The organism is Cognatundibacterium rugosum, assembly GCF_014284365.1.
In the GTDB taxonomy this organism is placed as follows: Bacteria; Pseudomonadota; Gammaproteobacteria; order Burkholderiales; family Burkholderiaceae_D; genus Undibacterium; species Undibacterium rugosum.
In genome coordinates, this window is record NZ_JACOGG010000016.1 from 49260 (window position 1) to 63644 (window position 14385).

The 14385-nt window shown below is 53.5% G+C and carries 13 protein-coding genes; 8 read left to right on the forward strand and 5 right to left on the reverse strand.

The annotated features are described in order from the left end of the window. Positions 1 to 73: 73 nt before the first annotated feature. The 5 genes from prpF to prpB all read right to left on the reverse strand — a co-directional run bounded on the left by prpF (position 74) and on the right by prpB (position 6806). Positions 74 to 1258, reverse strand: a complete 1185-nt coding sequence (prpF, locus tag H8K47_RS14455) for a 2-methylaconitate cis-trans isomerase PrpF (RefSeq protein WP_186882105.1) — start codon at positions 1256 to 1258, stop codon at positions 74 to 76. 333 nt (positions 1259 to 1591) lie between these two features. Then, the gene (acnD, locus tag H8K47_RS14460) at positions 1592 to 4183 is read right to left on the reverse strand and encodes a Fe/S-dependent 2-methylisocitrate dehydratase AcnD (protein ID WP_186882106.1); all 2592 of its coding nucleotides are present in this window, start codon (positions 4181 to 4183) and stop codon (positions 1592 to 1594) included. Positions 4184 to 4196: 13 nt separating this feature from the next. Further along, entirely contained in the window at positions 4197 to 4676 is a 480-nt protein-coding gene (locus H8K47_RS14465) for a GNAT family N-acetyltransferase (RefSeq protein ID WP_186882107.1), read from the reverse strand. Positions 4677 to 4691: 15 nt separating this feature from the next. After that, positions 4692 to 5846, reverse strand: coding sequence for a bifunctional 2-methylcitrate synthase/citrate synthase (gene prpC / locus H8K47_RS14470; protein WP_162021812.1), 1155 nt, complete (start codon positions 5844 to 5846; stop codon positions 4692 to 4694). Positions 5847 to 5915: 69 nt separating this feature from the next. Further along, positions 5916 to 6806 (reverse strand): methylisocitrate lyase, encoded by an 891-nt coding sequence (gene prpB / locus H8K47_RS14475; RefSeq protein ID WP_186882108.1) that lies wholly within the window; start codon positions 6804 to 6806, stop codon positions 5916 to 5918. Positions 6807 to 7123: 317 nt separating this feature from the next. Between prpB and prpR the strand changes: the two genes are divergently transcribed. The 8 genes from prpR to phnE all read left to right on the forward strand — a co-directional run bounded on the left by prpR (position 7124) and on the right by phnE (position 14363). Further along, positions 7124 to 8746, forward strand: coding sequence for a propionate catabolism operon regulatory protein PrpR (gene prpR / locus H8K47_RS14480; RefSeq protein WP_186882109.1), 1623 nt, complete (start codon positions 7124 to 7126; stop codon positions 8744 to 8746). A gap of 94 nt (positions 8747 to 8840) precedes the next feature. Beyond that, positions 8841 to 9206: a response regulator transcription factor gene (locus tag H8K47_RS14485; RefSeq protein WP_186882110.1), complete on the forward strand. Its 366-nt coding sequence runs from the start codon at positions 8841 to 8843 to the stop codon at positions 9204 to 9206. Next, a complete protein-coding gene (locus H8K47_RS14490; protein ID WP_186882111.1) occupies positions 9203 to 9817 on the forward strand; it encodes a chemotaxis protein CheX in 615 nt (204 codons plus the stop codon). Before H8K47_RS14485 ends, H8K47_RS14490 begins: the two co-directional genes overlap by 4 nt. Next, positions 9817 to 10812, forward strand: coding sequence for a GGDEF domain-containing protein (locus tag H8K47_RS14495; protein ID WP_186882112.1), 996 nt, complete (start codon positions 9817 to 9819; stop codon positions 10810 to 10812). Before H8K47_RS14490 ends, H8K47_RS14495 begins: the two co-directional genes overlap by 1 nt. 200 nt (positions 10813 to 11012) lie before the next feature. After that, positions 11013 to 11846, forward strand: coding sequence for a putative selenate ABC transporter substrate-binding protein (locus H8K47_RS14500; protein ID WP_230405263.1), 834 nt, complete (start codon positions 11013 to 11015; stop codon positions 11844 to 11846). Continuing rightward, positions 11846 to 12712 (forward strand): phosphonate ABC transporter ATP-binding protein, encoded by an 867-nt coding sequence (locus tag H8K47_RS14505; RefSeq protein ID WP_186882114.1) that lies wholly within the window; start codon positions 11846 to 11848, stop codon positions 12710 to 12712. Before H8K47_RS14500 ends, H8K47_RS14505 begins: the two co-directional genes overlap by 1 nt. 8 nt (positions 12713 to 12720) lie before the next feature. Beyond that, positions 12721 to 13569, forward strand: coding sequence for a PhnE/PtxC family ABC transporter permease (locus H8K47_RS14510; RefSeq protein WP_329604177.1), 849 nt, complete (start codon positions 12721 to 12723; stop codon positions 13567 to 13569). Further along, positions 13566 to 14363 carry a phosphonate ABC transporter, permease protein PhnE gene (phnE, locus tag H8K47_RS14515; RefSeq protein WP_186882115.1) on the forward strand — a complete coding sequence of 266 codons (798 nt, stop codon included), beginning with the start codon at positions 13566 to 13568 and terminating at the stop codon, positions 14361 to 14363. Before H8K47_RS14510 ends, phnE begins: the two co-directional genes overlap by 4 nt. The last annotated feature ends 22 nt before the right edge of the window (positions 14364 to 14385 follow it).

The window sequence follows — 14385 nt, forward strand, 5'->3', positions numbered from 1 at the left end:
GCGAATAAAAAAAACGCTGCCGTTTTAAGGGGCAGCGTTGTTTAACTTAGTGCTTGCGTCATCCATGATGGCGTCAGAAAGTGTCACCGGGAATTCTGACCCAGCCTTCCATCAACACGCGCGCGCTGCGGCTCATGATGGCTTTTTTTACTACCCATACACCATCCACCTGAGTCGCTTCGGCACCCACACGCAGCGTGCCGGATGGATGACCAAAGCGCACGGCGCTGCGCTTGCCGCCACCAGCTGCCAGATTCACCAGTGTGCTGGGAATCGCGGCTGCAGTACCAATCGCGACCGCCGCCGTCCCCATCATCGCATGATGCAATTTGCCCATAGACAGCGCACGCACCGACAAATCGATATCGCTGGCGCTGACTGACTTACCGCTGGACGACACATAATCCAGTGGAGCCGCCACGAAGGCGACTTTAGGTGTGTGTTGACGTTTGGCCGCCTCATCGGGATGCGAGATCAGCCCCATACGCACAGCGCCATAGGCGCGTATGGTTTCAAACTTAGCCAGTGCTGCCGCATCGCTGTTAATCGCTTCCTGCAATTCTGCACCGCTGTACCCGAGCTGTTCTGCCTTGATGAAAATAGTAGGAATACCAGCATTGATCATGGTCGCCTGCAAAGCCCCTACACCCGGCACATCCAGCGTATCGACCAGATTCCCGGTTGGGAACATGGCACCGCCGCCACCCTCTTCCTCGGCGGCAGGGTCCATAAATTCCAACTGCACTTCAGCAGCCGGAAAGGTCACGCCATCGAGTTCAAAGTCGCCGGTTTCCTGCACTTCACCATTCGTGACCGGAACATGCGCAATAATGGTTTTACTGATATTGGCCTGCCAGATGCGCACTACGGCAATACCATTCTGTGGCACCTGATCAACCAGACCCATTTGGATAGCACACGCCCCAACCGCGGCCGACAAATTGCCACAATTACCGCTCCAGTCGACAAAGGCCTTGTCTATGGCGACCTGACCAAACAGGTAATCCACATCATGGTCTGGCTGGCTACTCTTCGCCAGTAGCACCGTTTTAGAGGTACTGGAAGTCGCACCGCCCATGCCATCAATTTGCTTACCATATGGATCGGGGCTGCCGATCACACGCAACAACACGGCATCACGCGCCGGGCCCGGCTGCTGCGCCGCTTCGGGCAAATCCTGCACCCGGAAAAACACACCTTTACTGGTGCCACCACGCATATAAATAGCGGGGATTTTAATTTGAGCCGGATAAGTCATACTTCGTCCATTTCTGTTGAATACCTGACTGAGATTAAACACGCTGAAAAGCGCTAAACACGGAGACACAGAGAACAAGGAAAACTGCAGGAGCTAACACATCAGATTCATCCAGCTTTTCTCTGTGTCTCACCCCCTCTGTACTCTCTGTGTTAAATCAGCCCATCACATCAGCTTTTCGCTGTCTCCAGAAAATTCTGGGAAAGCGTTTAACACAGAGGCACAGAGAACAAAGAGAAATGCAGGAGCAAGCACATCAAATTTGTATCGCTTTTCTCTGTGTCTCACTCCCTCTGTACTCTCTGTGTTAAATCAGCCCATCAAATCATCACATCAGCTTTTCGTCGCTTCCAGGAAATCCTGGGCAAAGCGTTGCAACACGCCACCGGCTTCGTAGATAGAGACTTCTTCTGCGGTATCCAGACGGCAGGTGACCGGCACTTCCAGGTGTTCGCCATTTTTGCGATGGATATGCAGGATCAGGCTGGTACGCGGTGTGCGGGCACCAGTCACGTCATAGGTTTCTGTACCATCCAATCCCAATGTAAGGCGATTCACCCCCGGCTTGAACTCCAGCGGCAACACACCCATACCAATCAGATTGGTGCGGTGTATGCGCTCAAAGCCTTCTGCCACAATCACTTCCACACCGGCCAGACGTACGCCTTTGGCAGCCCAGTCACGTGAAGATCCCTGACCGTAATCCGCACCGGCGATGATTATCAACGGCTGCTTACGCTCCATATAGGTTTCTATCGCTTCCCACATGCGTGTAACCTTGCCTTCCGGTTCGATACGGGCCAGCGAGCCGGCCTTCACCTTACCTTCTGCATCGCGCACCATCTCGTTCTTCAGAGTGGGATTAGCAAAGGTCGCACGTTGCGCCGTCAGGTGATCGCCGCGATGGGTCGCATAGGAATTGAAATCCTCTTCCGGCAAACCCATTTTGGCCAGATATTCACCCGCCGCACTGTTCAGCATGATGGCGTTTGAAGGCGATAAGTGATCGGTCGTGATATTGTCACCCAGCACAGCTAGCGCGCGCATGCCACGCATCGTGCGTTCACCGGCCAACGCACCTTCCCAGTAAGGTGGACGGCGAATATAGGTCGATTGTGCACGCCAATCATACAGTGGCGGTACACTGGCGGCCTGCTCAGTGGAGATCGCGAACATCGGTTCATACACCTTGCGGAACATTTCAGGTTTGACGCTGGATTTCACAATCGCATCGATTTCTTCATCCTGAGGCCAGATGTCTTGCAGACGGATTTCTTTGCCATCCACCACAGCCAACACATCTTTTTCTATATCAAAGCGGATAGTACCTGCGATCGCATAGGCCACGACCAGGGGTGGCGAGGCCAGGAAAGCCTGTTTCGCATAAGGATGGATACGGCCATCAAAATTGCGGTTACCGGATAACACAGCCGTGGCGTACAAATCGCGCTCTATGATTTCCTGCTGTATCACCGGATCCAAAGCACCCGACATCCCATTGCACGAGGTACACGCATAAGCGACCACACCAAAGCCCAGTTTTTCCAGCTCAGGCATCAGGCCTGCTTCTTCCAGGTACAGGGTAACGGCTTTGGAGCCCGGTGCTAAAGAAGATTTGACCCAAGGCTGACGGACCAGACCCAGGCGATTGGCGTTACGCGCCAACAGGCCAGCAGCAATCACATTGCGTGGATTGGAGGTGTTAGTGCAGCTGGTGATCGCAGCAATAATCACTGCGCCATCCGGCATCTGGCCAGGTACATCCTGCCACGCTGCGGCTATCCCTTTGGCAGCCAGATCAGCAGTCGCAACCCGCGCATGCGGATTGGATGGGCCGGCCATATTGCGTACAACGCTGGACAAATCAAACTTCAGCACGCGTTCATATTCGGCATCAACCAGGCTATCCGACCACAGGCCAGCGGTCTTGGCATAGGTTTCCACCAGCGCGACCTGTTCTTCACTGCGACCGGTCAGTTTCAGATAATTGATGGTCTGCTCATCGATGCTGAACATCGCTGCGGTGGCGCCGTATTCCGGCGCCATATTGGAAATCGTGGCGCGGTCACCCAGTGTCAGCGCAGCGGCACCGCTACCATAAAATTCGAGGTAAGCGCCGACCACTTTGGACTGACGCAGGAATTCTGTGAGTGCCAGCACCACGTCGGTTGCAGTAATGCCAGGCTGAGGCTTGCCGCTCAATTCAACCCCGATAATATCCGGCAAACGCATCCAGGATGCACGGCCCAGCATCACATTTTCCGCTTCCAGACCACCGACACCGATCGCGATGACACCCAGTGCATCTACGTGTGGTGTATGGCTGTCAGTACCTACCAGGGTATCCGGGAATGCGATGCCGTTCTGCGCATGGATCACCGGCGACATGCGTTCCAGATTGATCTGATGCATGATGCCGTTACCTGGCGGGATGACATCGACGTTTTTGAATGCCAGCTTAGTCCAGTTAATGAAGTGGAAGCGGTCTTCATTGCGACGGTCTTCGATTGCACGGTTTTTTTCAAACGCCTGAGGATCAAAGCCACCGCATTCAACCGCCAGCGAGTGATCGACGATCAGCTGCACCGGCACCACAGGATTCACCTGAGCCGGATCACCGCCCTGCTCTGCAATTGCATCACGCAGACCGGCCAGATCGACCAGAGCGGTCTGACCCAGGATATCGTGGCACACGACACGGGCCGGAAACCAGGGAAAATCCAGCTCACGCTTGCGCTCTATCAGCTGCTTTAAAGAATCGTTGAGTGTCGCAGGATCACAGCGACGTACCAGATTTTCTGCCAGTACACGTGAGGTGTAAGGCAGTCTGGCATAGGCACCTGGCTGTATCGCTTCGACTGCCGCACGGGCATCGAAATAGTCCAGCTGCGTGCCGGACAGATGTTGACGAAATTGGCTATTCATAGGTTTTTCTTTCTCATGACAACGCGAGTTTAAATCCCTTGTGACTGGCAACAAATCCGAGGCTGCCGTAAAACCGGTGCGCCTCCTGTCTTTGTTTATCACTGGTCAGCTGCACCAGGCGGCAACCACGCTCACGCGCTTGCGTGATTGCCTGCTGCATCAGCCAGCGGCCTATGCCCTGACCACGCAATGCACTGCTGACCCGCACACTTTCTATCAGCGCGCGCCAGGCACCGCGCCGGCTCAGGCCAGGTATGAAAGTCAGCTGCAACATCGCGATGACTTCCCCTTCCTGCCCTTGCAGTTCGGCCACCAGCAATAACTGGTTAGCGTCCTGATCGATGGCCTGGAAGGCCTGCACATAGCAAGCCTGATCCGGGTCGCCGTGATCGCGGTTTTTACCCAGCACATCGTCGGCAATCAGCGCCAGCAACCCTGGCAGATCAGATTGCCGCGCACGCCGGCACAGCAAAGCAGGTACGTCAGAATTCACGAGGTCTCCGGATGATTACTGACGCTCGCTGATAGGAACGAATTTCAAATCTTCCGGCCCCACATAGTTGGCGCTAGGACGAATGATCTTATTATCGATACGCTGTTCAATGATATGTGCTGCCCAGCCTGAGGTACGGGCAATCACAAACAATGGTGTAAACATCGCAGTCGGCACACCCATCATGTGGTAGGACACGGCAGAGAACCAGTCCAGATTCGGGAACATTTTTTTGATATCCCACATGACCGTTTCCAGACGTTCTGCGATATCAAACATTTTGGTGGAACCCGCTTCTTCCGATAACTGGCGCGCGACTTCTTTAATCACTTTGTTACGCGGATCAGAAATGGTGTACACAGGGTGACCGAAACCGATCACCACTTCTTTATTTTCCACGCGCTTCTTGATGTCTGCTTCGGCCTCATCAGGATTGTCATAGCGCTTCTGGATTTCAAATGCGACTTCATTCGCACCGCCATGCTTAGGACCACGCAAGGCACCGATCGCACCAGTGATGGCAGAATGCATATCCGAGCCTGTGCCAGAAATTACACGACCAGTGAAAGTCGAGGCGTTGAATTCGTGTTCTGCATACAGGATCAGCGAAGTATGCATCGCCTTGACCCAGGATTCGGACGGTGCCACACCGTGCAACAAATGCAGGAAGTGACCACCAATGGATTCGTCATCGGTTTCTACATCGATCCGCTTGCCGTTATGGCTGAAGTGGTACCAGTACAGCAGCATGGAGCCCAGCGACGCCATCAGACGGTCAGCGATATCGCGTGCACCCGGCGTGTTGTGATCATCTTTTTCTGGCAAGGCACAACCCAGTGCGGAGACGCCGGTACGCATCACGTCCATAGGATGAGATGCTGCTGGCAGGCATTCCAGCACGGCCATCACACTGACTGGCAAACCACGCAGGGCTTTGAGCTTGGCCTTATAGGCTTTCAGTTCAGCGGCGGTCGGCAGTTTGCCGTGTACCAGCAAATGGGCGATTTCTTCAAACTCACAGGCATCTGCCACATCCAGAATATCGTAACCACGGTAATGCAGATCATTTCCGGTTTTACCTACGGTACACAGCGCGGTATTGCCTGCGGTGACGCCGGACAGGGCAACTGATTTTTTTGGTTTGAACGTTGGGTTATCTTGAGTACTCATGCTGATCTCCAGTCGGTTTTTATCTGATTGAATTAGTTTTGGCTGTAAGGTTTATTTTGCCTGCTGCGCTTATTTTGCTTTTTGCTGTGCAAACAAGGCATCGAGCTTTTGTTCAAAATCGTGGTAGTTAATGCGTTCGTACAATTCCATGCGGGTTTGCATGGTGTCGACTACCTGCTGCTGGGTGCCGTCGCGGCGGATCGCGTGATAGACATTTTCAGCGGCTTTGTTCATCGCACGGAATGCGGACAAGGGATACAACACCAGGCCCACATCCGCCGATTTCAATTCCTCGACGGTGTACAGCGGTGTGGCGCCAAATTCCGTGATGTTGGCCAGAATAGGTACTTTCACCGCATTGGCGAATTGTTTGTACATATCGAGCTGGGTAATCGCTTCCGGGAAAATCATGTCAGCACCCGCTTCCACACAAGCCAGCGCACGGTCTATCGCGGCTTCCAGACCTTCCACTGCGAGCGCATCGGTGCGTGCCATGATGACGAAGTTTTCATCAGTACGCGCATCAACCGCAGCCTTAACGCGATCGACCATCTCTTGTTTGGACACGATTTCCTTGCCCGGCCTATGGCCGCAACGCTTGGCACCCACCTGGTCTTCGATATGCATGGCGGCAGCGCCAAATTTGATCATGGACTTCACAGTACGTGCGACATTGAAGGCGGAAGAACCGAAACCGGTATCCACATCCACCAGCAAAGGCAAATCGCACACATCGGTAATACGACGCACATCGGTCAGCACATCATCCAGATTCGAAATACCCAGATCCGGCAAACCGAGTGAACCGGCAGCAACACCGCCACCGGACAGATATATCGCTTTGAAACCGGCACGTTTCGCCAGCAAAGCATGATTGGCATTGATGGCACCGACTACCTGCAACGGGGACTCTTCTTGCATCGCCTTGCGGAAGGCGGCTCCTGCGGAATATTGACTCATCTGGTTTCTCTCAGTGACCGGCGTGATGCCACAGCCGGATGTTGTTGAACAAGTGTAGCCACTCCATTGCAAAGCCTGTGCCAGTCCAGATGGCACAGCGGCTCTGTCAGCCCCAGCTTAGGCGTGAAGCAATAAAAATCAAGCACTTAGCGAGCAGATTTGCGCCAGATCAGATGACAGACAGCATGACAAGTTCCACTATTTGCCCCATAATTGCGTTTCAATGAAACACTAAATGAAACAACGAAACAAGCATTGAAACATATGGATGTAACAGCTGACTGCACGCAACAGCCCAAACGAAAGATGAACTCCACATGAAATATCCAGCCGCCAGCCGCGACCAGGAAAAACCGGTGATCTGGACCGTCTCGATCTCGCGCCTGTTTGATATGTTTCGCGACATCATGGTCGAGTACGATGCCAATGCCGATATCGTGCCGCTGCAGATGGGCTTTGAAGATGCGGTACAGCACATACGGGAACGCCTGCTGACGGTACGCTGCGACGCCGTGATCGCCGCTGGCTCCAACGGTGCTTATCTGAAAAGCAGGCTGCCAGTACCGGTCGTGATTGCTAAGGCCAGTGGCTTCGACCTAATGCAGGCGCTGGCCCGGGCGCGCCGTGTTTCACCGGAAATCGGCCTGATTACTTACCAGGAAACCATGCCTGAACTGGCCGAATTCAAAACGACGTTTGGGTTTCAGATTGCGCAACGCACTTATGTGACCGAAGAGGATGCACGCGCCCAAATCAGCGAACTGAAGGCGGCTGGCATCAAAGCCATCGTCGGCGCCGGTTTGATTACCGATTTATCTGAAGAGGCCGGGCTGACCGGCATCTTTATGTACTCAGCAACCTCGATCCGGCAAGCGTTCAATGACGCGCTCGAAATTGCACGCCTGACCCGGCTGGAAAGCAGCCGAGGCCGCAATCATGCAGCCGCAGACGCACTCAAGGCGCGCCACAGCCTGAATGACTTGCGTGGCGACTCGGCCGCGATGCAGGCCACCCGGCGCGCCGTCAGCCTGTTTGCGCGCTCCCCCGCCACCGTATTAATTCAGGGTGAAACCGGCACCGGCAAAGAACTAGCCGCACAAGCCATGCACAGAGAGAGCCCGCGTGCGCGCCAGCCCTTTGTCGCCATTAACTGCGGTGCGATCGCAGAAAACCTGCTCGAGTCTGAATTATTCGGCTATGAAGAAGGCGCTTTCACCGGCTCAAAACGGGGTGGCCATGCAGGTCTGTTTGAAACCGCGCATCGCGGCACCCTGTTTCTGGATGAAATCGGTGAAATGCCACTTCAGTTGCAGACCCGGCTATTACGTGTACTGGAAGAACGTGAAGTCGTGCGGGTAGGCGGTGTACGACCAGTACCGGTAGATGTGCGCATCATCAGCGCCACCCATTGCGATCTGGAGCAGCGTGTCGCTCAAGGCCAATTCCGCGCCGACCTGTTTTACCGGCTGGCCGTATTACGCATGAACATGCCCGCATTACGCGAGCGGCCAGAGGATGTGCTGCCGCTTGCAGTCTGGTGTCTTAAACACGCGTTGGCCGCAATGGGTGCGCGCCCACACGTGAATCTGCATGCAGAAATGCTGAGTTGTCAGTCTTTGCTGAATGCCTATCACTGGCCAGGCAATGTGCGCGAAATGCGCAATATGATGGAGCGCCTCGCTTTATTTCTGGCAGCCGAGCCATTGCAGGCATTAAGCCCACATTTCATTCAGGAAATTTTGCCGGAAATTTCAGTAAAGAAACAATCTTTAACCTTAGTGACGACCACAAATATGGCAACATCTGACAGCAATACGACAGATAAAATTTCCATAGAGAAAGCATTGAACATGTTCCAGCAAAACCGTGAAGCCACTGCAGCCTATCTGGGTATCAGCAGAACCACTTTATGGCGAAAATTGAAATCACCGGACAAATGAAAGATTGTATCTTTTCGTCACAATTTTACATACACTGTAAGGTAAAATGCCGCGTGGAATCTTACTTAACGGCAAATCAAACTTAGTACTCACTATGAAAAAATTACTCATTGTTGACGATAGCAAAGTATCTCGTATGGTCATTCGTGCTCATATCAAAGCCGTTCAGCCGGACTGGGAGTTTCTGGAAGCCGCAACGGGTGAAGAAGCCTTGAAAATTGTTGACGAAGCTAAGCCGGATTTCTGTACTATGGATATCAACATGCCCGGCATGCTGGGTACAGATGCTGCCGAGCAGATATTGGACAAACACCCGCATATGCGCATCGCCATTTTCTCGGCTAATGTTCAAGATATGATGCAGACCAGAGCCAATTCGATAGGCTCCATATTTGTCGCTAAACCAGTTACAGAAAAATCGATTGCCATCGTACTCAATTACTTTGCGAGCGCCGCATGAACATTCTGAGCGAATTACATCTTGATGCACTAAGCGAAGTTTTCAACGTCGGCGCAGGTCGGGCCGCGGCCAGCCTGTCAGAAATCGTCGGCGATGAAGTCCGTTTATCCGTGCCATCAGTTGAAATTCGCAAATCCTCGGAAATTGACCTTTCAGTCATGGGACTCCGTGGTGAGCGCTTTGGCGCCGTCCACCAAACCTTTACTGGCAGTTTTGAAGCCGAGGCGATCTTACTGTTCACAGAAGAGCACGCACTGGAAATTGTCCGTGACATGATGGGTTCGCAAATCAGTCTGGAAGAACTGGCTGAATTTGAGCAGGAAGCCATGTGTGAACTCGGCAATATCATCCTCAATGCCTGCCTGTCAGCGATGGCGGATATGCTGGGCATACCAATGAATTGCTCGCTCCCAGATTACTCAGTCGCGTCTACAGAAGAAATCCTGCGCCGTTTCAATAAAGAAGATGTCGATCATTCTTACCTGTTATTGCTGCATATTGATCTCGCGATAGAAAAACGACGCTCACAAGGTCATCTGATTTTCCTGTTAAGTTCAACTTCACTGAAAGACCTGATCACCCAAATCGAACGCTTTTTAGGGGAAATTTAATGTCGTTGCCGGTGCCAGCTACGCCATCGATTTCTGCAATGGAAGTCATCCTGAACACCATCAGTCTGGGACTGATTGTGGTGGATAGTCAGCAAACAGTCACCTTGTGGAATGACTGGGTAGCGCGACATAGTGGCGTCGAAGCAAAACAGGCTATTGGCAAGCCCATCAGTGAAGCCTTCCCCGAACCACCCAGCCGCGCCTTTTCTTTGGCACTGACAAATACACTGAATTATGGGCTGCCAGTGGTGCTGTCTAATGCCTTACACCGTTCGCCGCTGGCACTGTTCGAGCGCATGTTAGATGCGCCCGGCGCAGTCAGACTTCATCAGTCAGTGACACTGACGCCGATACAAATAGGTGATAGCCGTTGTTGTCTGATACAGATTTCTGACTCCACAACCTCCATCAAGCGCGAAAAAATCCTGCGCTCTCACTCAGAGCTGCTCAAAAAAGAAGCGACCACCGATGGTTTGACCGGCATTTATAACCGACGCTTTTTTGACGAACACCTCAAAATGGCACTGGGGCACTCTACCCGCCAGAACAGTTCGATTTCTATATTCATGGTCGACATCGACTTCTTCAAAGAATATAACGATTTTTATGGTCATGTCATCGGTGACAAAGCACTCATCGAAGTCGCCAACACGCTGAAGCAGCAATTATTGCGCGCCAGTGATGTCGTGGCCCGCTTTGGCGGTGAGGAATTTGTGTTGATGTTACCGAATATGGCACAGGATTCTGCCGTACAGTTTGCAGAGAAATTACGCCTTGCGATCTGGAACAGCGACATCCCGCATGCGCGCTCCAAAATTGCAGATCGTGTCAGTATCAGCATAGGCTACAGCCATTTCAACAAAATGGAAGGCACCGATCCGAATGCCTTACTGAGTACGGCTGATGCCGCGCTGTATGAAGCAAAAAAACAGGGACGCAATCGCTGTTTTTACAAAAACTTACCACAGCTGAGCTTTCCCAAACCTGGAAACTGAGCCACTGGTGCGGCTTTACGCTGCCCGACCAAAGCCACCGTAAATTACTTTATACTTAGCGCTGGCAGAATTCTCCATTACGTTGCGTTCCGGAATTCTCCGAATTCCGCTCACGCACGTGCTGCGCCTCCCTATTGACACTCTCAGGTACAACCATGACTAAGACTATGAATTTCACCCGTCGCCAACTCACACTGCTGATGACTGCCAGTCTGCTTGGTTTATCCGGCCTGGCATCTGCCCAAAACCAGCAAGTACTGCGTGTTTCAGCGATTCCGGACGAAGCACCAACTGAATTACAGCGCAAATTCAAGCCGCTGGGCGCTTATCTGGAAAAGAAACTGGGCATGAAAGTCGAGTTCACGCCCGTCACCGATTATGCCGCATCGGTCGAAGGCCTGATCAATAAAAAACTCGATATAGTCTGGTTTGGCGGCTTCACCTTTGTACAGGCAAAAGTACGCAGTAAAGATCAGGTTATTCCGCTGGTACAGCGCGAAGAGGATGAAAAATTCAAATCTGTCTTCGTCACGACCCACAAGGACATCAATAAACTGGAAGACCTGAAAGGCAAGACCTTCAGCTTTGGTTCTGAATCCTCAACTTCAGGCCATCTGATGCCACGTTCATTTTTACTGGCAGCGAAAATCAATCCGGATAGCGACATGAAGCGCATCGCATTCTCGGGCGCACACGACGCAACCGTGGCTGCGGTCGCCGGTGGCAAAGTCGATGCCGGTGCGCTCAATATCTCGGTTTGGGAAAAACTGGTGGCACAAAATAAAGTCGATACCCGTCAGGTCCGCGTGTTCTACACCACACCAGGGTATTTTGACTATAACTGGACAGTGCGCACTGACATGCCAGCCGACTTACGTAAAAAAATCACTGAGGCCTTCCTCGCATTGGACGCGTCTAAACCAGAAGATAAAGAAATCCTGGATTTACAACGCGCGACACGCTTTATCCCGACTAAAGCTGAGAATTACAAAGCCATTGAAGCGGCCGCACACAATGCGGGCTTACTCAAGTAATGTCGGTCACACCTGCCTCAAACGCAGCACCAGCCACACAGCTCAGCCTGCACAAGCTGTGTGTACACCATGCTGGTGCCGCGTCATCCAAGCCTGGCGCTGATCTGCAATTAGCGCTAAAAAATATCTCTTTACAGATCAAGTCAGGCGAACAAATTGCCATCATCGGCCCTTCCGGTGCTGGCAAAACCAGCCTGCTACACACGCTGGCCTGCGCACACCAGCCACTCAGTGGCGAGCTAATCTGGAACGGCCGCCATCCGTGGCAAAGCACAGATACGGAGCGCCATGCGATGCGCAGGCAATTATTCCTGGCACCGCAAAGCCCCCCTTTGCCGGCACGCCAGCGCGTCATTACCAGCGTACTGGCTGGCCGCCTGCCGCAATGGTCGCTATGGCAGTCTTTACGTAACCTGTTCCTTCCGTCTGATCCGGTCGCCGCCTACGACGCATTGGCGCACTTTCACTTGCAGGACAAACTGTATGCGCGGGTGGACCAGTTGTCCGGCGGTGAGCGTCAACGCTGCGGTTTAGCCCGTCTTTGTCTGTCGGATGCGCGCCTGCTGCTGGTGGACGAACCACTGTCAGCACTCGACCCCACCCTGGCCTTGCAGACGCTGAACAACCTGCAACAACTGGCCCGCCAACGTCAGGCCACCCTGATTTGCAGCCTGCATCAGGTCGAACTGGCACGCGCGCATTTCCCGCGAGTGATAGGTTTGCGTCAGGGGGAGATTCTGTTTGATACCGATCACGTCACCGATACCATGCTGACCGACTTGTATCGTAATGCGGGCAGCACCTGCATGCCTGCCACCGCCGCAGCGCCAGACGCTGCGCTGGCCGATACCATGCGCTGTTTCTGAGGTGAAGTGTGAACACTGAAACATCCGCACCGCTGCACGCTGACGCCCTGCGCGACCCTGCCTGGAAGTCACGCCTCAGTCTGCTGCTACTGACCCTGGTGCTCCTGTGGCCCATGCTCAGCATGACCGAGTTCCGCCCCTGGGATTTGATAGATGCGCAAAGTCTGCAGGCGAGCTGGCAATTCCTGAAAAACTTTTTCCCGCCAGCGCATGATGCTGAATTCCTGCAGCTAGTCTTGATCGCGACCTGGCAAACCATTGCGATGGCAACGGCTGGAGTCACGCTTGCGCTACTGGCCGCCATCCCGATGGCCCTGATCGTGAATGCACAGCTGTCGGTTTCCGCCATCGGCAAATCCAGTATGGCGCATCTGCCCTGGCTGTGCCGTCAAAGCATACGATGGCTGTTGGTGTTGTTACGCAGCGTACCCGAGCTGGTATGGGCCTTGTTATTTGTGCGCATCGTCGGTCTGGGACCCAGTGCCGGTGTACTCGCGATCGCACTGACCTACTGCGGCATGCTGGGTAAGGTGTATGCAGAAATTTTGGAATCCACCGATGGCAGTTGCAGCCACCCATTGCTGGAAAATGGCAGCTCGCGCTTACAGGCGTTTTTGTATGGGAGTCTGCCAGCTGCTGCATCTGAACTCGCGTCCTACACCATCTATCGCTGGGAATGTGCGATCCGTGGTTCGGTGATCATGGGTTTTGTCGGTGCTGGCGGACTGGGGCAGCGCATGGATGAGTCAATGAAAATGCTGGCGGGCGCGGAAGTATCGACGATGCTGATCGTCTTTATGTTACTTGTCAGTCTGGCCGACAGTTTCAGCCTATGGCTGCGCAGGAGTCTGGCATGACACACCCTGCCTATCAACACACTCAGCCGTTACTGCGCTGGCAAACCGCGCTGGTACTATTGTTGCTGACAGCCCTGATCAGCGCCAGCTTCCTGAGTCTGGACATGCACTGGGCCGAGCTATTCAGCGATCAGTCGCTGCAAAGCAGTCGCGACTTTTTGGCCGGGTTTGCGCCTCCGGATATGCAAGCCAGCTTTCTACACAAAACGGCCATGGCAACGCTGGAAACACTGGCGATGTCAGCACTGGGCACCGTGCTGGCTGCGCTGGCAGGTATGCTGCTGGCACTGCCTGCCAGCAAACAGTACGGCACCTTGCTATATCACTGCAGCCGCCTGTTACTCAATTTGGCACGTGCAATCCCCGAACTGGTGTGGGCATCAATTATGCTGATCGCAGCGGGACTCGGACCTTTCGCCGGGACCATCGCCCTGGCTGCACATACCACCGGTGTACTGGGTCGCCTGTTTGCTGAAACGCTGGAAAATCTGCCACCAGAAAACGCGCAGACGCTGAAGCTCAATGGCGCCAGCCGCGCGCAAATATTTTTTTACGCCAGCTTACCGATGGGGCTGCCGCAAATGCTGTCTTACACCCTGTATCGCTGGGAAAACAATATACGTGCAGCCTCTATCCTGGGGGTGGTCGGCGCAGGCGGTCTGGGACAAATGCTGAAATACCATCTGTCTCTGTTTCAGATGCATAGCGCGGCGACAGTCATCATCGCCATGCTGTTACTGGTAGCGCTGGTCGACGCACTGAGCTTCGCTATACGGCGCAGACTGACGCGCTAAAGACACTCGTCTCTTCACATGC

Bases quoted from the DNA above. Each gene is read 5' to 3' on its own strand.
- prpF (WP_186882105.1), bottom strand. From the start codon at position 1,258: ATGACTTATCCGGCTCAAATTAAAATCCCCGCTATTTATATGCGTGGT.
- acnD (WP_186882106.1), bottom strand. From the start codon at position 4,183: ATGAATAGCCAATTTCGTCAACATCTGTCCGGCACGCAGCTGGACTAT.
- prpC (WP_162021812.1), bottom strand. From the start codon at position 5,846: ATGAGTACTCAAGATAACCCAACGTTCAAACCAAAAAAATCAGTTGCC.
- prpB (WP_186882108.1), bottom strand. From the start codon at position 6,806: ATGAGTCAATATTCCGCAGGAGCCGCCTTCCGCAAGGCGATGCAAGAA.
- prpR (WP_186882109.1), top strand. From the start codon at position 7,124: ATGAAATATCCAGCCGCCAGCCGCGACCAGGAAAAACCGGTGATCTGG.
- H8K47_RS14485 (WP_186882110.1), top strand. From the start codon at position 8,841: ATGAAAAAATTACTCATTGTTGACGATAGCAAAGTATCTCGTATGGTC.
- H8K47_RS14490 (WP_186882111.1), top strand. From the start codon at position 9,203: ATGAACATTCTGAGCGAATTACATCTTGATGCACTAAGCGAAGTTTTC.
- H8K47_RS14495 (WP_186882112.1), top strand. From the start codon at position 9,817: ATGTCGTTGCCGGTGCCAGCTACGCCATCGATTTCTGCAATGGAAGTC.
- H8K47_RS14500 (WP_230405263.1), top strand. From the start codon at position 11,013: ATGACTGCCAGTCTGCTTGGTTTATCCGGCCTGGCATCTGCCCAAAAC.
- H8K47_RS14505 (WP_186882114.1), top strand. From the start codon at position 11,846: ATGTCGGTCACACCTGCCTCAAACGCAGCACCAGCCACACAGCTCAGC.
- phnE (WP_186882115.1), top strand. From the start codon at position 13,566: ATGACACACCCTGCCTATCAACACACTCAGCCGTTACTGCGCTGGCAA.